This is a genomic window from Thalassospira sp. A3_1 (assembly GCF_017744215.1).
Taxonomy (GTDB): domain Bacteria; phylum Pseudomonadota; class Alphaproteobacteria; order Rhodospirillales; family Thalassospiraceae; genus Thalassospira; species Thalassospira lucentensis_A.
On the sequence record NZ_JAGHQQ010000002.1, the window covers coordinates 889,314 to 910,606 of the forward strand.

A 21,293-nucleotide genomic window follows, 5' to 3' on the forward strand; every position below is an offset into this window, starting at 1 on the left:
CGTTACTCCCGCGAGGGTGAGAGATTACGGTGCTGCGAGTTCGGTGGGCGGTTTTGAGGATGTGGCACGAAGGGCTGGATTCCCGCGTTCGCGGGAATGACGGGTTGGGGGAGGGGCGTGCCAGTCGTTCGTTCCTGCTGCGCGAAGTGTTGCGCATGGGGCAGCGGATTGTGGCTGGTCGTATGGCACACCTGCCGTCACTCCCGCGAAGGCGGGAGTTCATGGGGCTGCAGGCTTGATGGGTGGTTTTGAGGGTGTGGCACGAAGGGCTGGATTCCCGCGTTCGCGGGAATGACGGGTTGGGGGAGGGACGTGTCAGTTGTTCGTCCCCGCGGCGCGAAGGAGGGCACGGGACTGCGGATTGGGGCTGGTCGTATGGCACACCTGCCGTCACTCCCGCGAAGGCGGGAGTCCATGGGGCTGCAGGCTTGATGGGTGGTTTTGAGGGTGTGGCACGAAGGGCTGGATTCCCGCGTTCGCGGGAATGACGGTTTGGGGGAAGGGCGTGTCAGTTTGTCGTCCCTGCTGCGCGAAGGAGAGCATGGGACTGCGGATTGGGGCTGGTCGTATGGCACACCTGCCGTCACTCCCGCGAAAGCGGGAGTCCATCCTGCGGCAGGTTCGGTGTGAAGGCAGAGGGTGCGGTGGGGCTTAGAACTTCATTCTGAAGCCGGCACCGAAGGCATGTTCGTGGCTGTTTTCCGAGATCGAGGGTTGGTAATCGGCGTAGAGGGTCCAGCCGTCATCATCGGCAAGGGCAAAGCCGAGATTGCCGACCAGCCGGTCGCGGTCGGTTTCGCTGCCCGAGACGGTGAAGGACGGGGTTCCGGCAAAGGCGAGCGTGGTGCTGTTGGAAACCGGGCCGATATGATGATCCCATCCCAGACGGAATTGCGGGATCAGGGTTTTGCCATCGCCGGTATCGATCATGCCGGAAAAGCGCACGCCAAGGCTTGCGGTGCCTGAAAGGTCGTCATCGGCCGCGCGCGAGATATTGGCAGAATCTGCCCCGGTTTCGGAAAAGCTGCCATAGCGGTTCCAGGTCACACCCAGCCCGCCATAAGGTTCCGCCCGCCAGTTTGGCGCAATCGCAAAGCCCTTTGCCAGTTCGATATCGGCATTGAGCGCATTGTCGGTATAGTCCGCCGTGGCGGTGCGGTCGATGCTGCCGAAGTCAAGGTTGCGGCTGCTGTCGATGCCAATGCGGGTCCATCCGGCCTGCCCGGACATGCGCCAGTCATCGCCGAGATCATGGGTGCCATAGATCCCGGCCATGAGATTGGCGGAATCAAGGGTGGCGTCGCGGCCACTTTGGCGACTGTTGCCATCGGCATAGCCGAAATAGATGCCAATGGTGGTGGTTTCCGACAGGCGGGTGTCATAGCCGCCGATCATGCCGGCCCATTTGTAATCGGTGGTATCGATATTTTCATCGCCATCAACCCGGCCTTTGCCGCCAATCGCCTGAAGCCAGATGGCAGAACCGGTCTGGGATATGCCGTCATTGCCAAGGGCGAGAAGGGGCGTGTCCGCATCGGTTGCGATATGGTCGGACGCCGCCGGACCGGCGGAAGCAAACCCCGCCAGTGCGGCGGGCGAAAGTGTGCCTGCGGCGACGAGGGTTCCGGCCGTGCTGCTGTTGCTGTTAAGGGCGGCCAGACGACCGCCGATCTGCCCGCCAGCCTGACGGGCGATCTGGCCGTTGATGGCGGTGGTGCTGGCGTGAACGTCGCCGGAAAGCTGTTCGTAGGCGCGCTGGACTTCGGCGGTGGTCAGCCCCTGAAGGGCGGCACGGATGGTGGCACCATCAGCCCCCGGAAGATCATCGATGACAGCGGCGACCGCCGACTGGTTGCCGGTGACGGCATGATCGGTAAAATCGGTGTCGTTGCGTGTGAGGCTAAGTGTTACATCGTTGCCGGTGCCGCCACTATAGGCAACAGAGGCATCATAAAAGGCGAGCTGGTTGTTGATGCTGTTGAAGGTGCCGACAACTGCATCCACCCCGTCATTGGCGATGATGATGTGGGTGTAATTGTCCTGACCGGACATATCATTATCGGGCAGGCCAAGAATGCGAAGCGTCGCGCCGCCAAGATCAACCGCCCCGTTGACGATCACCTGATCGGCATCGCCTGCGGCATTGACTTCGATTGCGAGGATCGAACCACTGTTAAGGGTATAGTTGCCATTGACGGTCTGGGTTCCAATCGAATTGCCCGGGGCGTGTATACCGCCCGATTGCAGAGTGGTCGCCCCAACAGGACCGGTCCCGCCAAGTGTGGTGCCGTTCTGTATCGTAAAGGCCGAGGAACTGGCCGCGCCATTGACCAGCAAGGTGCCACCCGAAACGGTGGTGGTGCCGGTATAGGTGTTGGTGCCTGACAGGGTCAGCGTTCCTGCCCCCAATTTGGTCACACTGCCAGCACCGGAAATGACATTGGCATAGGTCAGGTCATCGCTGCGATTGAAGGCAAGTGTTCCGAGGCTGGTGACGTCGAAGTTCCCGCCAAGGGCCCCGGTGGTGCCGCCATTGCCGATCTGCAGGATTCCCTGTCCGACATAGTTGCTGCCGGTAAAGCCAGATGAATCGCCAGTCAGGATTTGCGTATGGTTGCCGTTCTTGTTGAACTGCCCATTGCCCGACATGACGCCAGAATATGTATTGGAACTGGTGGTTGTGATGGTGAAGGTGCCGGTATTGAAGATATTACCGATGAGCTGCCCGCCATTGACCGAGGTGATGCCGGGATTATTAAAGGTGCCGGTATTGGTCAGCGTGGCCCTGATCGTCATGAAATTGTTGTTGGTCAGTGTGCCGGTGCTGTTCAGCGCGCTGTCAACGTTGAAGTCGTTGTTATTGATCAGTGTGCCGTTATTGGTGAACGTGCCGTTATTGGTCAGCGTGCCGTTATTGGTAAACTGGGTATTGTTGATCAGTGTGCCGTTATTGGTCAGGGTGCTACCACCGCTATTCTCAAGTGTGGCGTTATTGGTGTAAGTGCCGCCGCTATCGATCGTCCCACCGTTGATGACAACGATGCCCGTTGCAGTCTGGCTGTCGCCATCGGGGACATAGATCTGTGCAAAGGCGATCTGTGGCGCGGCAAGGGCGATTAGTCCCCCGGCAAGCGAAAGTCCGCAAAGCACAGTGATATCGCGCAGCGCAGCACGAAGGTGGCGCATCGATAGTGGATTTTGCATGGTTATCTGCCCGTCAGTCCCAGATAGTCCCCAAGTCGGGCAGTTTTGTTTCCGGGTTGTTTCCCGACTGTCCCGTGTTCGGCTTTAGGCAGCAGGGAAAAGATACGCAACCGGAAAGAGACCAACGAACATGCAGTTTCGACGAACCGACAAAACGGCACATCAAAATCAATCAAATAGGGTATTTGGCGGCGGGACTGGATGGGGGGTGGCTGAAAGCCCTAAATGCGATTCAGACGCCGAGCTTGCTGCGCAGTTCCTGGCGGTAGGGGCGAGAGACACTTTGGGTTTCATCAAGAATACGCAGGCTGACTTCCCATCGGTCGCCGCTGCTGCCGGCATGGCGGTTGAGTTCCGCGACATGATGCAGATTGACAATCGTGGTGCGGTGGATGCGGTGAAAATGGCCCGGTGGCAGCATTCCGGCCCAGATCGAAAGCGGGCGCAGGTCCGTCATGGACGACCAGTCCGAGAGAAACAGGGTGGTATAATCCCGTGCCGACCGCAAACAGACAATTTCAGCCATTGTGACACCCCGGACCCGACCAAAGGTGCGGATATAGATCAGCGGATCAGCCGACAGGCGGGCAACCGGTTGTCTGTTTTGTTGGGCGGGGGTGTTGTTGCCATAGCGCGCAAGCGCAATCAGGTTCGCGCAACGGTAAAGCTGCGAGGTGATTGCGCCATCCCAATGCGTATGTGTGCGGGTGGCATCAAAACCGATACAGGCGCGCAGGCGGCCTTCGAAAAAGACCGGGATGCAAAGAACGCTTTTATCATGTTGGCGCAGCATTTCGGCTTGAAGATCGCGGGCGGGACGCGGCAGGGTGCTGACATTGTTGATCATGACGGCCTGATTGGCGGACAGGAACTGTTGCAGCCAGGCGATCATGGTCACGGGGGTGTCCTGCAGATCGGTGACATGCGAGGTAACAGTTTCGCGGCTCCATTCATGGGTGTTGCGAAAGCGCAAAAGCGTTGCGTCATATTCGAACATCCATGCCCGGTCTGCCCCGGCGGCAAGTCCGGTCAGTTCGAGAATGCCGGTAATTGCCTGATCACAGGGTTCCGCCAGCAGCATCTGTGCCGTTTGGAAAACCCATTCGTCGCACCGGGCATCCTGAATGTTCCGGCAATCGGGCGACAATGGCAGGTCGGAAATTTCGAAAGACGGGCGCGCTAAAACCTGCGTGCCGGAATGCGGCGCATCCAATAGCATGGCTTGTGTTACCCAATCTGAATTTGATTTTATTATTGTTTCAGATGGTACACGTTTGCGAGTGGATCGCAAGAAGTCAGTGCGAGGGCTGCAGATCAACTTCCGGTTCGGGATGGCGCATCTTTTGCGAGCGCGTCCAGATAGGCGAGAAGATCGGCGATGGTTTCAGGGGTGAAGGTGAATTCCGGCATGGTCAGTTGATCGTGCGACACGGTGATGCCTTCGGCAAGGGCCTCTTCGAGGTTTTCAATCGGCCAGCGCTGACCGAAGCTTGCCAGTGGCGGGGCGGTGGTGATCGCCGGGTCGGGATAGGGATCACCGGCAAATTCCATATGACAGCGCAGGCAGGTCTGTTCGGCAATCGCCTTGCCACGAGTGATATCGCCCTGTTCCTCGCCGCGATGGGCAAGCTGGTTGCTGATCAGCAGGAAGGCCGCGGCGGCGACCCCGGTGATCAGGATGACAAGGCTTCGTTTGCGTATCATGGCGGTTCCCTCTTTCGTCTTTGGCGGGAGTATAGCGCCATTTGGTAAATGAAGTTTTTCGAATGTGCAGGCGGGATGTTGCGAAAGATATTGATAATCAGTCTTAATATCTGCTAGTGAAGCATCGTTGTTTGTGCCGTCCCGAGGAAATACGGCTTTGTCCGCGAACCCCAACGCCCTTGTTCTTTTCATGTCGCATCGCCCGGCGCTGGTGAATTATGCCAGCAGCATCACGGGTAACCGCGTGCAGGCCGAAGATCTGGTGCAGGAAGCCTGGTTGCGGTTTGACGCGGCATCGGACCGGCGGCTGATCGAGGATGCGACGGGGTATCTTTACCGGATCGTGCGCAACCTGGCGCTGGATAGCAAACGCAGGCTGGCGCGGGAAAACCGCGTGACCAGTGCCGGGGATTTTGACGAGGCGGCCCGGATATCGGCCGATATTGCCCCGGACCCGGAAACCGTCGCCCTTTACAAGGATGAGTATGCGATCGTGATGGCGGCGATGGACGAATTGCCCGAACGCACCCGCATTGCATGCGAGATGCATCGGTTTGGTGGCGCAAAGCTTAAGGAAATTGCCGCCTTCCTCGATATTTCCGTGCCGCTGGCGCACAAGCTGGTGGCGGACGGGATCGAGCATTGCAAACAGCGGCTGGATCAGGCATGAGCCGGGTTCACAATATTTATAGAAAAAAGTTCCGCAAATGCGTTTAGTAGTTGTAGGAACTTTAGCTTTGGTTCTTTTCGGGGCAGGCCGGTGCGCACCCGCAATCTGCGATACCGACCGGGAATAGAGACGAGAATGGCAGCGAACACAGATGCGATCCCGCCGCAGGCCTCACGGGAGGCGACCGACTGGCTGATCCTGTTGCAGGAAGAGCCGGACGATCAGGATATTCTGCGCGCATTTGCGGAATGGTGCGAACGTGACCCCGCACATATGCAGGCATGGAATGCCACGCGCCGGGCGGCGGATGTGATGGCGACAGGCGCGCCTGAGCATGCTGATCGCTGGCAGCCCTTCGTTCGTGAGATGCGAACGGGGGGTGAAGGATCGTCTGTTTCATCATCATCGCGCAAAGACAATGTCGTGCGCCCGGCTTTCGGGCGGCGAAAGATGTGGCTTGGTGGCGGGCTTGCCATTGCCGCATCGCTTTTTGCCGCCGTGATCGGGCCGGGGATCGTTACCCGTGCCGTTACCGGCTGGCAGGCCGATTATGTGACCGATACCGCCGAAATGCGCACCATCACCCTTGCCGATGCCAGCACGGTGACGATGGCACCCGAAAGTGCGATCCGGGTGCGTTACGAGGCGGGCGAGCGCCATATCGACCTTTTGGGCGGCGAGGCGTTTTTCGAGGTCACCCCGGATGCCGAGCGGCCCTTTACGGTTTTTGCCGACGAGGTTGGCGTGACGGTGCTTGGCACCGGGTTTGACGTGCGGCGCAATGAGGCGGGCACGGATGTTGCGGTCGAGCATGGTCTGGTGCGGGTCGGGTTTGATCAGATCACCCCGCCGGTCGCAGAGTTGCTGGAAGCCGGGCAAAGTGCCAGCGTGACATGGCAGGGGGCGGTGGCGCGTGGCCAATTGCCCGCAGGTCAGGTTGCCGCATGGCGGCAGAACCAGTTGATTGCACAGGATCAGCCGCTGGGCACCGTGATTGACGGGCTGCGGCGTTATTATCCGGGCCGGATCATCATCACCGATGATGCGCTGGCGACCCGACCGGTCACGGGGGTCTATAACCTTGCCGATCCGCTGGCGGCTCTTCGCGGGATTGCACGGGCGCAAAATGCGGTGGTGCGGCAGGTGACGCCGTGGGTTTTGCTGGTGTCGGCATCCTGAGAACGGCCTGAAACAGGCCGTTTGACAAAAATCTGAAAAATTTTCCGAAGTTTTTTTGAAAAAAAATCCCCGAGGCGCGTTTTGTGTTTTAAGCGCAAATGAGAAGCGTTTTTATTCTCATTTGCGATCATGTATATGACGCAGAACGGAGATCCATGGAATGACCACAGGGGGTAAGGCGGGCATGCGGAGCCGCAGCAGACAGACGGTTTTTGCAAGCGCGCTTTTGGTGACAAGCGCATTGGTGCCGGTCGTGATCGCGACACCGGCGATGGCGCAGGCACAGGTGGCGCAAAGCGGGGCGCGGGTCCTTGCCGCGTCACATGCATTTGAGATTCCGGCGCAATCCATGACCAGCGCGCTGGCCCTGTTCGGGCAGCAGTCCGGTCTTCAGATCACGGTGGATGGCGCACTTGTGCGCGGGGTTGATGCGCCAGCGGTCAGCGGCAGCATGACATCGCAGCAGGCGCTGGATCGGCTGTTTGCCGGAAGTGGCCTGACCTATAACATTTCCGATGACGGCACCGTGGTGGTCGAGCAGATCGCAACCGGTGCGGCGGCGGCAGAAGGCGAGGTTCTTGATCCGATCCGGGTTGAGGGCAATGCAGAGGGTACCTATGGCCCGATGGGGCCGACACGCGATAGCGTTGTTGCCAGCCGGTCGCGCACGGCATCGAAAACCGACACGCCGATCCTTGATGATTCCGCCGCCGTTTCCGTGGTGACGCAGAAGGAACTGGAAACCCGCAATGTGCAGGATATTCAGCAGGCGGTCGCCTATAGTGCAGGCGTGCAGGCGGGCGAATATGGATCGGATGTGCGGTATGACTATATCCGTATCCGCGGTTTTTATTCGTCGCTTTCGACCTATCGCGATGGATTGTCGTCACGGACCTACAACTTCGTGACGGCCCGTCAGGAACCCTATGGGCTTCAGCAGGTCGATATCCTGAAAGGATCGACATCAAGCCTGTTTGGCATGAACGGGCCGGGAGGCTTGGTCAACCTGATTACCAAACGCCCGCAGGACGAAGCGGGCGGCGAGGTTTTCACTACCCTTGGCGAAAACCATGTGCGCGGTGGCGGGGATGTGACCGGGCCGGTAGCGGAAGACAGCAACTGGACCTATCGCCTGACCGGACTTTGGCAGGATGCGGAACGCGAACAGGATTATTCGCAGGATGACCGTGTGTATATTGCGCCGGCCTTTACCTATAAGCCGAAGGCGGGAACGGAACTGACGATCCTGACCAGTTACAGCAACCGCGAAAGCAATCTGGGTTACGGCTTTCCGGCCGGGATCGAAACCAGCCGCAATGCGTTTTTCGGTGAACCGGATTTCAACACTTTCGATACAGAAGAAACCAATATCGGGTACGAGTTCTCGCACCAGATTACCGACAAGCTGCAATTCCGCCAGAACGCGCGATATACCCATGTCGATCTGGATTACGAGACGGTTTATCTGCACGACACGACGCCACTTGGTGACCGTTGGGCTTTTGCGATCTATGGCGAGCTTGACCGTTTTGCCATCGACAACCAGATGCAGTACGACACTGCACTGAATGAAACGTTCGACAGCAAGACGCTGGTGGGGTTTGACTACAATCGCGATCAGAACCGCGAACAACGCTATGACGGGACTGCATCGCCGATTGATCCTTACAACCCGTCTTATTGCGGGCTTTCGTGCATCAACTTTACCAGTAACTCGGACACGGAAATCACGCAGGCGGCCTATGGGCTTTATGCGCAGGAACAGCTTACGATTGCCGATGACTGGATCGCGACCGTGGGTGGGCGTTTCGATTATGTCCAAAGCGATACCGATACACTTAGCAGCGGGGCAACCGAGGAACGCGATGACCATAAATTCACATCGCGCGTTGGCCTGACCTACAAGGCGACGGACGAGGTTTCGGTTTACGGGAACTATTCGGAATCCTTCCAGCCGGTTTATGGCAGTGCGGCTTCCCGCCCGGACGGGACCGCGCCACAGGAAGGCACGCAGTATGAGGTTGGTGTCAAATATCAGCCGACGGCGATTGATGCGATGTTTACCGCGGCCCTGTTTGATCTGACGCAGGAAAACGTTTCGCAATGGAATTCGACTTCGGCGACCTATCAGCAGATTGGCGAGATCAATTCGCGCGGGCTTGAGCTTGAAGGCAAGATGTCGCTTGATGAGCGGACCAATTTGACGCTGGCCTATACCTATCTTGATGCCGAAATCAAAGACGATGTTGTTGCGGGCAATGTCGGCAATCGTCCGTCAAACGTTCCTGAACATAATGCATCGGCATGGCTGGATTACACCATTCCGGAACATGGGGTGTTTGGCGACCTGACCCTTGGCGGTGGTGTCCGTTTTGTCGGGTCACGCTATAACAACGATGCCAATACCGATCTGCTGGGATCGCATACGGTGGTTGATGCCATGGTGAATTACATGGTGACGGACAATGTCAGCCTTGCGGTCAATGCGACCAACCTGTTTGACCGGGAATATGTCGCGTCCAACACGTTCGGCAGCCGTTTCTATGGCGAGGGCCGCACGGTTCTGGCGACGCTGAAATATAGCTGGTAAGATTTCCGATCCGTAAAGATGCAGGCGGCCGTATCCCCGTGATACGGCCGTTTTGCATGGCGGGGTTGCTGGTTGGTGTCTCTATCGGAAAACGGAAACCTTTGGTAGAATTCCGCAAGGTTCCGGGAGGACATCATGGATCAGCGTCTTTTGGGTAAAACGGTTCTGGTATTTGGTGGTGGCTGCTGTGCGCCGGGATGGGGAAATGGCAAGGCGACGTCCGTGCTGCTGGCCCGGGCCGGGGCGAAGGTGGCGGTCGTTGATATCAACAAGATCGCCGCAGATGAAACCGCATCGCTGATCGAGGAAGAAGGCGGCGAGGTCATTGCATTGACTGCCGATATCACCAAACGCGATCAGGTCGATATTGCGGTTTCGACGGCGCGCGGGTCGCTGGGCGAGATTGATGTACTGGTCAATAATGTCGGGATGGTGATTGGCGGCGGGCTTGAACGGCTTGACGTTGAAGACTGGCACAGCGCGTTTAAGACCAATGTCACCGGGTTTTTCCATAGCTGCCAGGCGGTGATGCCCGCGATGCGCAAACGCAAAAGCGGATCGGTGATCAATATCGGATCGGTCAGCGGGGCGCGGCAGATGGGGATTGATTATCCGGCCTATGCCGCGGCCAAGGCGGCCGTTACGCAATTCACCAGATCGCTTGCGGTGGAATATGCGCCGCATCATGTGCGGGTCAATGCGGTGGTGCCGGGGCTTATTCACACGCCACTGGTCGAGGCATCGCTGGCACGGCTTTATGACGGGGCCGAGATCAACCGTATTCTTGAAACCCGCAATGCGCAGGTGCCGATGGGGCATATGGGTGATGCGTGGGATGTGGCAGAGGCGGTTTTGTATCTGGCATCGGACGGGGCGAAATATGTCACGGGGATCGAGCTTGTGGTTGATGGCGGGTTAAGCTGCACCACACGGTGATGGGCTGCACGGTGACGGGCCATGAGGTGAACTGGTTCACCTGTAGCGGATTTGTGATTTGCCCGATGCGCGTGATTGCAGAAAACTTTTCGCAATCTTGCCGCCAGCATCATGATTTCCGCCCCGGCCCATCCGAAACAGGGAGCTTACGATGAACCGTTTGACTGCCAAAGATTTCTCGCCGGAACTGCTTGAACTTTATGATTTCTATGCGCATGGGATCATTGCGCGCCGCGAATTTCTTGACCGGGCCGCGAAATATACTGTCGGCGGGGTCACCGCGATGTCGGTTCTGGCGTCGCTTAGTCCGGATTATGCGCTTGCGACACAGGTCGAGTTTACCGATCCCGATATTGTCGCGGAATATATCATGTATCCATCGCCCAACGGCCATGGCGAGGTGCGGGGCTATCTGGTGAAGCCCGCAAATCTGACGGGCAAGGTGCCCGGCGTGGTGGTGGTGCACGAAAATCGCGGGCTTAACCCCTATATCGAAGACGTTGCGCGAAGGGGGGCCAAGGCCGGTTTCATTGCCCTTGCCCCGGATGGGCTGACATCGGTTGGCGGCTATCCCGGCAATGATGACAAGGGGCGCGAATTGCAGCGTCAGGTCGACCCGACCAAGCTTATGAATGATTTCTTTGCCGCCATCGAATTCCTTACCGCGCACGAGGCAACCACAGGCAAAACCGGCATAACCGGTTTTTGTTATGGCGGGGGTGTTTCGAATGCGGCGGCGGTGGCCTATCCGGAACTGGGGGCGGCGGTGCCGTTTTATGGCCGTCAGGCGGACGTGGCCGATGTGCCGCGCATTCAGGCGCCGTTGCTGTTGCATTATGGCGAACTGGACGAGCGGATCAATGAAGGATGGCCTGCGTATGAGGCGGCATTAAAGGAACATAACAAGGTTTATGAAGCCTATATCTATCCGGGCGCCAATCACGGGTTCCATAATGATTCAACCCCCCGCTATGACGAGGAGCAGGCCAAGCTTGCCTGGGACCGCACGATTGCGTGGTTCAATAAATATCTGAGCTAGGCGCGTTCTGGGTTCTGGCCCGCACGTTCATCTACAGCCCGGTGGTGACTATTCCGCCGGGCTGTTTTGTTTTGGCTGTCTTGTTTGGAGGCGCTTGACGGGGATGGCTTTTACGATACATCATAAGTTACGTGATTCGATGTGGCTTGTGATGAAGGAGCATTTCCGATGCAAAACGCGACCGAACGGCCGGAAAACCCGGTTGAATTCTGGGAAGATCATTACCGGACAAAAAAGACCGACTATTCGGGTAATCCGGGGGAGTTGCTGGTGCGGTATGTGGCTGACCTGACGCCGGGGCGGGCATTGGATATCGGCTGTTCGCATGGGGATGATGCGCTTTGGCTGGCCGGGCGGGGCTGGGATGTGACGGGGGCTGATATTTCGCAAACCGCGATTGCGCGGGCGCAGAAGCGTCTGGTGGGGAGTGATCTTGCGGGGCGGGTGCGGTTTGTCGCCTGCGATCTGGAACGCGAGATGCCGGACGGGGAATATGACCTTGTCATCGCGTCCTATTTCCAGTCGCCGGTGGCCCTTGCGCGGGCCGACATCCTTCGTCGTGCGATGGCAAAGCTGGTGCCGGGCGGATATTTCCTTTGTATCGCGCACGCATCGGCCCCGCCGTGGCGCAAGGGTAATGGCGAACATCAGTTTCCGACCCTTCAGGAAGAGCTGGACGGGCTTGATCTTGGGCCCGGTGAGTGGATTTTGCACAAGGCCGGGAATGTGACGCGCAGGATGACCGGGCCGGAGGGGCAGGTTGCCGAGGTGATGGATCTCGTGCTGTTTTTGCAGCAACCGTCATTGTTGCTTTAAAGAGTTGCGGCTTTGGCGACATGGACCGTAAGGAACTTATGTCTCTTAGGCGGTTTTATCACGTTTTCAGTGTCTTTAGACGCGGATCGGCAGGAAGCTGCGCAGGGCGGCAATGACTGCCTGTGGGGATTCTTCAGGTAATAAATGTCCTGCGTGGATCGTCATTCCCGTGACGTCGTTAGCCCACTGCGACCATATTTCGATTTGGGTCCTGGCCGTGTTTCGGGGATCACTCGTTGGCCATAGGACCTGGACCGGGCACAACAGCTTTTTGCCGCTTGTTCTGTCGATCCGGTCAAGGTCCATATCTTCGTTCATTGCTGCCCGGTAGTCCTCGCAAATGGCGTGACGTACTTTGGGATTGCGAAAGGCTTCGCGATAGATGGCAAGTGCCTGTGGCTCGATATTCTCAAGGCCGTTGGCCATTGTTGCCAAGCTGTGTTCGATGAAGGCATCGGGTGCTGCTGCCAGAAGTTTTTCAGGTAAACCTGCTGGTTGTGACAGGAAAAACCAATGGAAATTCCTGGCGGCGAATTGGTGATCAACAGCAGACATTGCGTCAAGCACCGGAACAACCGCAAGGGACGAGAAGGCCGTCACCAAATCCGGGTAATCCAGAGCAAGACGAAATCCTGCACGTGCCCCGCGGTCATGCCCGACAACCGCAAACTTCTGATATCCAAGGTGTTGCATCAAGGCCGTCAGGGACCGGGCCACACGTTGTTTTGTCCAGCGTGGTTTTGTGGTGCCGACCTGACTTGCGCCATATCCTGGCAAATCAGGAATGATAAGTGTCCATGAGCGCGCAAGATCATGAGCGATTTTTCGCCATGCGATATGGGTCTGAGGATAGCCGTGCAATAGCAGCAATGGCGCGCCATTGCCGCCAATTACGCCAGCAAACCGAACATCATCAACCGTAACATCCAGCCGTCGAAAGCCGGGGAAAAAAGACATGGATGCCGTTTTATCGGTGAGCAAATCCATTGTGTATCCTGCGAAGCATTCGGTTCTTGGGTGCGCCAATGCACGTTCTGATAATTATTTGTAGTGATCGATACAAATAATCTCTTGCGTCAGGAAGTCAAGTTATGTTTAGTGATCACTACAAATTATCATTTTTACTGCGGGCATGAATGGCCTTGCAAACAAAGGATGGAAAGCAAGATGGCGATGAACAGGCGCGACCTGATCAAGAGTGCCGGTATGATGGGCATGCTGGGAATGGCATCAGCGGTTGCTGCACCCGCAAAAGCTGCGGCTGCCTCTGAAGGACTTGTCGGCAAGGGGGCTTCAAAGTTCATTCTGGTGCATGGTGCGTTTCATGGGGGGTGGTGTTATGGCCGAGTTGCCGCGCTTTTGCGCAAGGCGGGGCATCAGGTTTGGACGCCTTCATTAAGTGGTATGGCCGAGAATGCGCATCAATTTTCCGGATCGATCAATCTTTCGACCCATATCGAGGATATTGTTCGTCTGATTGATGCTGAAGACATTGATGATGCCGTGTTGTGCGGGCATTCCTATGGTGGAATGGTGATTGCCGGTGTCGCCGATAAACGGATAAAAGCGATCCGTTCGATTGTTTATCTGGATGCTTTCATGCCGGCTGATGGACAGTCGTTATTTGATCTTGATGCGCCGGGTGCCGTGCAAGCTCATTTGAACAGTGCCGCCAATAATGGCGGCTATACAATCCCGCCTATACCGTCTTCGATCTTTCGGGTGAACGAGGCCGATCAGGCCTATGTGGACAGCAAATGCACCGCGCAGCCGCTTGCGACATTCAGCGAGCGCATAAAACTTGGTGGCGATTATCAAAGGGTTGCGAAAAAAACATTCGTCTATGCCGAGGGATGGAAGGATATTTCGCCGTTTGGCGGTGCTTACGAAAAGGCAAAGACAGATTCCGGTTTTGTGACGCATAAAGTGCCGTGCGGGCATGATGTCATGATCGATATGCCTGATCATTTGGCAAAGATTTTGGTTGATGCCGTATAGCGGATATTCTGTGTGTCTGCCGCTTTGTTCTGTTGAAGCGGCAGACACACTGTGATTACCCGTCAATTCCTTGCCTTTTTGGGGTGTCTTGTATTTAGTGACAACCATGAACAAACAACCAGTATCCAGACGGAAAGGCCCCCGCAGTTTTGATCGCGATGAAGCGGTCAAAACTGCCATGCACCTTTTCTGGCGTCATGGATATGAAGCCGTTTCGATCAATGATCTGACACGGGCAATCGGTATTGCGCCGCCCAGTTTATACAGTGCGTTTGGCAACAAGGCCGGATTATTCCGCGAGGCTCTAGAGCTTTATGATGGGTTGCCCGGTGCGCTTGATGGACTGACCGAAGCGGCGACACTTGAGGATGCGATCAGTGGATTGCTGCACCGGGCGGTGGAGGTGATTACAGATCCCGCACGTGAAGCAGGCTGCATGATTTCTACGGGAATGCTCGAATATGGGGCGGATCACGCGGATATTGCGGCGTCTTTATCCATGCGACGAAGTCAGATGCAATCACGTATTGCAGAAACGCTAAACCGTTGGCTCGACAAGAAAACGGCGGATGCCAAGGCGTTTTATTTAGCCACCGTTATGCAGGGAATGTCGGTGCAGGCTCGTGATGGTGTTGCACGTTCTGATCTTAAGCAGATGATAAATGAGGTACTGGCCGGTTTGCGCTTGTAAGTCGAGATGATCGCAGCATCCGGAATGATGCGCGCATTATTATACCAGAGGCGAAAAGGGCGGGATCATGTGACCCCGCCCTTTGTTTTTATTCGCGGAACTTTTCGCGGGCCGGGGCACCGCCGCGGCCACGTTTGAGGCTGGGCAGGGCCAGCATGGCGAGCACGAAAAGCCCGGTTGCCAGTTTCAGGTCGGGCGGAGGCATCCCGGCTGCCAGGCAGAGCGACACAAGCTGATAATAGATGATCGCGCCGACAAACGGGGCGAGGAGCTGCCGGAAGACGCTGTGTTTGCCAACAATCGCCTCGCCGATCATCAGCGCGGCCAAGCCGTTGATCAGGATGCCAAGGCCCATATTCACATCGGCAAAGCCCTGTGACTGAACCATAAGCGCGCCACTGGTGGCCGAAAAGGCACTGGCGAGGCCAACACCGCCGATGGTCGATATCCAGACGGAAATGCCTTGGGCCTCTGCCATGGCCGGGTTGGCGCCGACCGCACGCATTGCCGTGCCCTTTTCGGTTTTGAAAAACCAGTTGAGCGCCACGAACACGGCAGCCCCGATGATCCCGGCAATGATGATTTTGGCCGCCGGGAAGCCTGGCGTGACAAAGGGTGCCCAGTCAAACACCGAACCGGTGCCAAAGATCGACAGGTTCGATTTGCCCATGATGCGCAGATTGATGCTGTAAAGCATCGTCATCATCAGGATCCCGGCCAGAAGCGTGTGGATGCGGAACCGCAGATGGATGAGTGCCGTACAGCACCCAGCAGCAAAACCGCACAGAAGAGCGGCGACGATCGCCAGGGCCGGATTGATCCCGGCGGCAATCAGAACCCCGGCAACACAGCCGCCCAGCGGATAGGCGCCTTCGCTGGTGAGGTCGGGGAAATGCAGGGTGCGGAACGGGATCATGATCCCCATGACCACAAACGCCAGAATAAGGCTTTGTGCCAATGTTACGGGCACGAGCGCCACATAGCTTGTGAAGGTCGAAGAAAGGAATTCCATCATCAATCAGGCCCCCAGCAAAATGGCGTCAGACTTGACCGAGAAATGATCGATCAGCTTTGCCACCGTGACACCTGCCTTTTCTTCGCCGCCGATTTCCAGTTTGACCTTGCCCGCGTCCAGCATGATGACGCGGTGGCCGTAATCGACCGCGTGCTGCATGTTATGGGTGACCATCAGGGTGGTGAGTTTAAGCGCATCAACCGCGCGCACGGTTGCCCCCATGACAAGATCAGCCGTGCGCGGATCAAGGGCGGCGGTATGTTCATCGAGCAGCAGCAGATCGGGCGATCCGCCGACCGCCATGATGAGCGACAGCGATTGACGTTGCCCGCCAGACAGCAGTTCAACGCGGGTATCAAGCCGGTTTTCAAGGCCAAGACCCAGGATCGACAGGCGTTCCTTGTAATCCGAAAGGCGTTTGGCATTCAGGCCACGGGCAAATGTGCGGCTTTTGCTGCGCAGTTCGGCCAGAAGCATGTTTTCGGCAACCGTCATGCTGGCAGCAGTACCCAGCATCGGGTCCTGAAACACACGCGCAATGCGCATGGCGCGTTTATGCACGGGCGTGTTGGTGACATCATCGCCATTGATCAGGATCTGGCCGCGATCAATGGGCATCGCGCCGGAAACGGCGTTTAGCATCGTGCTTTTGCCCGCCCCGTTGGAGCCGATGACAACACCGAATTCGCCGGTTTGAAGTGTCAGCGAAAGATCATCAAGCGCGACTTTTTCGTCGGGCTGGCCTTTGTAAAAGGTTTTTTGTGCAGACCGGATTTCAAGCATCCGTATCCTCCGTAAAGCAACATTGGCGCCCCCCGGTGATACCGGAATGCGGGGCGCCAAATGTCATGTGAGGCCGGATCAGCTTATTCGACGACGCAGCCGCAATTGGCGAGTGCCTCGGGAATGGTGATGCCAAAGGCATCGGCGGCTTTTTTCGAAATCAGTGGCTCGTGATTGACATAGGATGGTTTGGACGGCGCGATGGATGCCGGGTCCTTGCCATTGAGGATTTCCGCCGCAATGATGCCGGCACTTAAACCGACCTGCGCATAATCGACCGAGAAGCTGGCAGGCACGGTGCCATTGGCAACGGCCGAGCTATCGGAATTGACAATCGGAACGCCGATCTGGCGCGCGGCCGCCGAAACCGCGGCAATCGCTGGCTGGATCAGGTTTGATGCCGGGGTATAGATGACATCGGCCTTGCCAGCGACCGACGTGATGCGCTGCTGGATATCATTGACGTTATCAATGCCGACCGGAACGACTTCAAGGAAGTGCGCCGGGGCCAGTTCCTGCACCTTTTCAAGCAGGGCGACGTCATTGGCTTCGCCCGGGTTATAGGGCAGGGCAAGACGTTTGGCATTTGGCAACAGCAGTTTGGTGAATTCCAGAACCGCGTCGATATCCTGCAAATCCGATGCACCGGTCATGCCTTCATCACCGGCTTCCCACGACGGGACCAGCTTGGCAGCGACCGGGTCGGTCACGGCGGAAAACACAATCGGAATGCCCGATCCGGCCAAGGCTTTTTTGGCGATCTGGGAAACCGGGGTGGTGACGGTAAAGATCAGTTTGGGATTTTCGGCCTGCAATTTGGCGATCATCTGGGGCACCAGAGACGCATCAAAATTGGTGTGGCTTTCAGAATAGACAACGTCGGTTCCCTCGGCAAAGCCGCCGCTTTCCATGCCTTCCTTGAAACCGGCGATGGCGGCGTTCAGCTGCGGATGTTCACCGAAATTGGCAATGCCGACCCTGATCGGTTCGGCAGATGCGGTGCCGATGGCCCCCAGCATCGCGCCAGCAATCAGAAGACCGGAAATCGGACCGGATTTGAAGATTTTCATTTTTTACGAAGCTCCCTGATTTATCAGGCCGGTATGTGGCAGACCGACCCTGCCAACGGATCATGCGAAGTTCGTCACGGCCCGTCAACAGGATGTCACGCGCAGTACTGTAGAATTATCAGGGAAAGGCGATGTTGTTATTCGGCGGCCCGGGATGCAGGCGATTGTTCCCGCGCCATATCGCGGTCAGTGGCCGGCGGCATGCCAAACATGCGGCGATATTCGCGTGTGAACTGCGACACGCTTTCATAGCCGACATCATAGGCGGCACTGCTTGCGGTCATGCCTTCGGCCATGATCAGGCGGCGTGCCTCGATCAGGCGGAGCTGCTTTTGAAACTGTCGCGGGGACAGCGAGGTTACGGTTTTGAAATGCTGGTAAAACGAGGACGGGCTCATGCCCGCAGTTGCGGCAAGCCGGTCCACCGGCAGAGGTTTGCTGAATTCTTCGCGCAGGATGGCGACCGCACGTGCCACGCGCTGGGTATGGCTGTCGGGCCAGCCAAGTTGGCGGATGGCAGTGCCATGCGGGCTGGTCAGAAGCCAGTAATGCAATTCGCGGATCAGGGATTGATGGAGCATCGGAACGGCATCGGGACGATCAAGCAGACGCATCAGGCGAAGGGCGGTATCGGCGACCTCGGCATCGGTGGGGGCGACAATGACGGCGGCATCATCGCTTTGCGGCGGGGTGCCCATCTGCAATGACAGGTCGGCAATGACCGATGGATCAAGATCAAGCACCAGCGACATATAGGGTGCATCGGAACTGGCATCGGTGATCTGGCTTACGGTCGGGACATCGGCCGTGATCAGAAGGGTATCACCCGGGCGCAGGGTGAAGGTCCGATTGCCAAGGGCAACCTGTTTGCTGCCCTGAAGGATCAGGCAAACCAGCGGGCGGGAGATGGCATAATCCAGCCCGCTTGGCGTGACGGACCGGATGGTCGTCAGGCCGGGAATGGGTGTCTGGGCCAGTCCGCTGTCGATGGCGCGGGTATCAAGCCATGACCGGACCGAGGTGAGAAGCGCGTTTGTCATGCCGTGATCCTAATCCCGATTGATATCGTCGTAAATATGGTTTGGAGGATTAGGCTAAGTATGCCGAGGTTCCGGCAACGACGGGCGGGAGGGGGCGGCAGTATAACGGACAACACCAAACAGCGTGAACCAACATCACCAAACCAAGGAGTTGTCCGATGACCAAGATTTCAATTGTAACCGGTTCCAGCCGTGGCCTTGGCCGCAATACCGCCCTTGCCATTGCCCGCCACGGCGGGGATGTGATCGTGACCTATCACAGCCGATCTGACGATGCCGATGCAGTGGTTTCGGAGATTAAGGCAATGGGACGGAAGGCATTGGCCCTGAAGCTTGATGTTGCTGACATCTCCAGCTTTGCCGGTTTTGCCGAAAACCTGCGCACCGGATTGCGCGACGTCTGGGGCCGGGAAACGTTTGACCATCTTGTCAACAATGCCGGTCATGGCGACATGGCATCAATTGCCGAAACCACCGAGGCACAGTTCGATAAGCTGGTTGATGTGCATTTCAAAGGGGTTTTCTTCTTAACGCAGGCTTTGTTGCCGCTGATTGCCGATGGCGGACGGATCGTGAACCTGTCTTCGGGGCTGACCAAGGGGGCATTCCCCGGATTTTCCGCCTATTCGGCGGTCAAGGGCGCGGTCGAGGTGCTGAGCCTTTACATGGCCAAGGAATTTGGGGCACGCGGCATTGCGGTCAATACGGTCGCACCGGGCGCGATTGAAACCGACTTCCTTGGTGGTGCGGTGCGCGATACCCCGGACCTGAACAAGGTATTTGCCGAAATGACAGCCCTTGGCCGGGTGGGCGTGCCTGATGATATCGGGCCGATGATTGCCAGCCTGCTGTCAGAAGACAATCGCTGGGTCAATGCCCAGCGGATCGAGGTTTCCGGCGGGCAAGGTATCTAAGCCCGGTCAGGAACGGACTGCAAAGGCCCGGCTGGAAATCGAAACCGGATTTCCGGACGGGTCTTTCATATTGGCGAACTGATAGCCATCCGCCTGATGGATCGGGCCGACATCAACGCCGTGGGCAACCAGTTGTTTGCGGAAGGCGTCGACATTTTTGACATCAAAGACCAGTTTGATGAGGGACTGGCCTTCTTTCTGTCCCTTGCCCGCAGGATGGAGCATCAGGATCAGCCCATCTGTTGCCGGGCGCAGTTCGACAATGCGGTCGCCCTCGTGACGGATCGCGCGATAGACGAAAAGATCGCCATAGAAGCGGATCATTTCATCGATTTTTTTTGTGTAAATAACGACCCGGTTGCAGGTGATTGGCATCTGGGTTTCCGTTCGCCCCAAACTGTCAGCTGCCACTTGTGCCGCTGAATACGGTGATGCCGTTGACGACAATCCGGCCATCACGCAGCAGTTCCACGTCGTAATTCGTTGTGCCCTGTGTGCCCGGTTCACCGGCAGCAAGGCCATCGACGGCAAAGGGTACCAGCGCGCCCAGCAAAGTCGGGCTTTGCGGGGTGCCGATCAGGTCCTGAAGGCGTTCGCGCCCGATCAGATCAACGTCAAGCTGGCCGGAAAAGCCGTAACGCGCGGCCTTTTGGGCGATGAACTCGCCCTTGCCGAGTGCCTCGAGGCCGCGGCCTTCGACATAGATTTCGTCAATCTTGACCGGGGCACCGTTATCGGCGGCCTTTTGCCACAGATCATTGGCGATCTGGCGGCGGGCAGCGCGCGGTGCAAGGCCGGTCATCATGTCGTTAAAGCCCTTTTGCAGGATCGGCCGGGCTTCGGACCAGGGCAGGCCGGTGCTGCTGCTTTTGATGCGCACGGTGCGCGGTTGCAGAAGGCTTGGCAGCCAAAGGCCGTCATGGGCGTAATCAAGATGGGTTTCGTCGTTTTCGCCGGGATAAAGCAGGAAGCTTGTCGATTTGACCGAGCCACGTTTTTCCCGGTTCGGGCCGGTCCATTCGGCGGCCTGCCAGGAAATGCGAGCTTCTTCGGGCATCCAGCGAATGACAAGGCCATTCATCAGCCAGTGTTTGCGCGTCACCGGTTCATCACCGATCAGGAAATCCGCCGAACCGGTGAAGTTGACTGGCACACCGTTAACATGGTCCCAGCGCAGGCTGCCAAGTGCCTTGCGCATGGTCAGTTCGCGCTGGTCACTGGTGGCTTCGGCCAGCATTTTGCCGCGTTCGGGAAGTGTTACGCCGATATCGACCTGATTGGCGATATCGGTGTCGTTCATCGTGACCCGGACATCATCAAGGACCAGTTCACGCGCCGAGCTATAACCGCTGAGATCAAGGCGGACGTCGTCATAGGTGAAGATGACGGCACCGTTGCTGTTTTCCGCCGACATTTCGGTTGCGGAAATGCCGTTCTGCATCAGGATCGCATCCATGATTTCGCGGGCCTTTTGCGTTTCAAGTGCAAAGGCGGTTGCGCTGGTTGCGCAAAGGGAAATCAGTGAAACACCAATGCCGATGACAATACGGCGTGCAGGCATGATCGGGGCCCCCATGGGTAATGGTTTGAACCGTTCCATTGTTTAGCGCAAATTTGGTGAAGATGGGGCAGGGATTGTTGCAG

20 protein-coding genes are annotated in these 21,293 nt (G+C 57.3%); 10 read left to right on the top strand and 10 right to left on the bottom strand.

Annotated features, from left to right (window positions below; translation table 11 throughout):
• The first annotated feature begins 59 nt into the window (after nt 1-59).
• A complete protein-coding gene (locus J7395_RS11190; protein WP_209221526.1) occupies nt 60-239 on the top strand; it encodes a hypothetical protein in 180 nt (59 codons plus the stop codon).
• 412 nt (nt 240-651) lie between these two features.
• On the opposite strand, the gene J7395_RS11195 is transcribed toward J7395_RS11190, so the two are convergent.
• From J7395_RS11195 to J7395_RS11205, 3 genes are all read right to left on the bottom strand, one after another.
• Nucleotides 652-3,204, bottom strand: a complete 2,553-nt coding sequence (locus J7395_RS11195) for an autotransporter outer membrane beta-barrel domain-containing protein (protein WP_209221527.1) — start codon at nt 3,202-3,204, stop codon at nt 652-654.
• A gap of 232 nt (nt 3,205-3,436) precedes the next feature.
• A complete protein-coding gene (locus J7395_RS11200; RefSeq protein WP_209221528.1) occupies nt 3,437-4,423 on the bottom strand; it encodes a GAF domain-containing DNA-binding protein in 987 nt (328 codons plus the stop codon).
• Nucleotides 4,424-4,518: 95 nt separating this feature from the next.
• Nucleotides 4,519-4,908 carry a cytochrome c gene (locus J7395_RS11205; RefSeq protein ID WP_209221529.1) on the bottom strand — a complete coding sequence of 130 codons (390 nt, stop codon included), beginning with the start codon at nt 4,906-4,908 and terminating at the stop codon, nt 4,519-4,521.
• A gap of 157 nt (nt 4,909-5,065) precedes the next feature.
• Here J7395_RS11205 and J7395_RS11210 point away from each other — a divergent pair, with 157 nt between their 5' ends.
• The 6 genes from J7395_RS11210 (at nt 5,066) to J7395_RS11235 (ending at nt 12,138) form a co-directional block, all read left to right on the top strand.
• Nucleotides 5,066-5,578: a sigma-70 family RNA polymerase sigma factor gene (locus J7395_RS11210; RefSeq protein WP_082832717.1), complete on the top strand. Its 513-nt coding sequence runs from the start codon at nt 5,066-5,068 to the stop codon at nt 5,576-5,578.
• Nucleotides 5,579-5,713: 135 nt separating this feature from the next.
• Nucleotides 5,714-6,757: a FecR family protein gene (locus J7395_RS11215; protein ID WP_209221530.1), complete on the top strand. Its 1,044-nt coding sequence runs from the start codon at nt 5,714-5,716 to the stop codon at nt 6,755-6,757.
• 160 nt (nt 6,758-6,917) lie between these two features.
• A complete protein-coding gene (locus tag J7395_RS11220) occupies nt 6,918-9,347 on the top strand; it encodes a TonB-dependent siderophore receptor (RefSeq protein ID WP_209221531.1) in 2,430 nt (809 codons plus the stop codon).
• Nucleotides 9,348-9,482: 135 nt separating this feature from the next.
• Nucleotides 9,483-10,283 (top strand): SDR family NAD(P)-dependent oxidoreductase, encoded by an 801-nt coding sequence (locus tag J7395_RS11225; protein WP_209221532.1) that lies wholly within the window; start codon nt 9,483-9,485, stop codon nt 10,281-10,283.
• A gap of 151 nt (nt 10,284-10,434) precedes the next feature.
• On the top strand, nt 10,435-11,322 hold the full coding sequence (gene yghX, locus J7395_RS11230) for a YghX family hydrolase (RefSeq protein ID WP_209221533.1): 888 nt from the start codon (nt 10,435-10,437) through the stop codon (nt 11,320-11,322).
• A gap of 168 nt (nt 11,323-11,490) precedes the next feature.
• A complete protein-coding gene (locus J7395_RS11235; protein ID WP_209221534.1) occupies nt 11,491-12,138 on the top strand; it encodes a class I SAM-dependent methyltransferase in 648 nt (215 codons plus the stop codon).
• 75 nt (nt 12,139-12,213) lie between these two features.
• Here J7395_RS11235 and J7395_RS11240 read toward each other — a convergent pair whose 3' ends face one another.
• Nucleotides 12,214-13,125: an alpha/beta hydrolase gene (locus J7395_RS11240; RefSeq protein ID WP_209221535.1), complete on the bottom strand. Its 912-nt coding sequence runs from the start codon at nt 13,123-13,125 to the stop codon at nt 12,214-12,216.
• Between the two features lie 180 nt (nt 13,126-13,305).
• On the opposite strand from J7395_RS11240, the gene J7395_RS11245 reads away from it, so the two are divergent.
• On the top strand, nt 13,306-14,136 hold the full coding sequence (locus tag J7395_RS11245) for an alpha/beta hydrolase (RefSeq protein ID WP_209221536.1): 831 nt from the start codon (nt 13,306-13,308) through the stop codon (nt 14,134-14,136).
• A gap of 106 nt (nt 14,137-14,242) precedes the next feature.
• Entirely contained in the window at nt 14,243-14,827 is a 585-nt protein-coding gene (locus J7395_RS11250) for a TetR/AcrR family transcriptional regulator (protein WP_097050840.1), read from the top strand.
• Between the two features lie 88 nt (nt 14,828-14,915).
• On the opposite strand, the gene J7395_RS11255 is transcribed toward J7395_RS11250, so the two are convergent.
• The 4 genes from J7395_RS11255 to J7395_RS11270 all read right to left on the bottom strand — a co-directional run bounded on the left by J7395_RS11255 (nt 14,916) and on the right by J7395_RS11270 (nt 18,735).
• The gene (locus J7395_RS11255) at nt 14,916-15,842 is read right to left on the bottom strand and encodes an ABC transporter permease (RefSeq protein WP_209221537.1); all 927 of its coding nucleotides are present in this window, start codon (nt 15,840-15,842) and stop codon (nt 14,916-14,918) included.
• A 3-nt stretch (nt 15,843-15,845) separates the two neighbouring features.
• Nucleotides 15,846-16,625, bottom strand: a complete 780-nt coding sequence (locus J7395_RS11260) for an ABC transporter ATP-binding protein (RefSeq protein WP_209221538.1) — start codon at nt 16,623-16,625, stop codon at nt 15,846-15,848.
• Nucleotides 16,626-16,708: 83 nt separating this feature from the next.
• Entirely contained in the window at nt 16,709-17,695 is a 987-nt protein-coding gene (locus J7395_RS11265) for an ABC transporter substrate-binding protein (RefSeq protein WP_209221539.1), read from the bottom strand.
• 137 nt (nt 17,696-17,832) lie between these two features.
• Nucleotides 17,833-18,735 carry an AraC family transcriptional regulator gene (locus J7395_RS11270; RefSeq protein WP_062952682.1) on the bottom strand — a complete coding sequence of 301 codons (903 nt, stop codon included), beginning with the start codon at nt 18,733-18,735 and terminating at the stop codon, nt 17,833-17,835.
• Nucleotides 18,736-18,893: 158 nt separating this feature from the next.
• Here J7395_RS11270 and J7395_RS11275 point away from each other — a divergent pair, with 158 nt between their 5' ends.
• On the top strand, nt 18,894-19,649 hold the full coding sequence (locus J7395_RS11275; RefSeq protein WP_062959308.1) for an SDR family oxidoreductase: 756 nt from the start codon (nt 18,894-18,896) through the stop codon (nt 19,647-19,649).
• Between the two features lie 6 nt (nt 19,650-19,655).
• Here the strand turns inward: J7395_RS11275 and J7395_RS11280 are convergent, their stop codons facing one another.
• On the bottom strand, nt 19,656-20,024 hold the full coding sequence (locus J7395_RS11280) for a VOC family protein (RefSeq protein ID WP_209221540.1): 369 nt from the start codon (nt 20,022-20,024) through the stop codon (nt 19,656-19,658).
• A gap of 25 nt (nt 20,025-20,049) precedes the next feature.
• Complete coding sequence (locus tag J7395_RS11285) at nt 20,050-21,210, bottom strand: hypothetical protein (protein WP_062952679.1); 1,161 nt, start codon at nt 21,208-21,210, stop codon at nt 20,050-20,052.
• Nucleotides 21,211-21,293 lie beyond the last annotated feature (83 nt).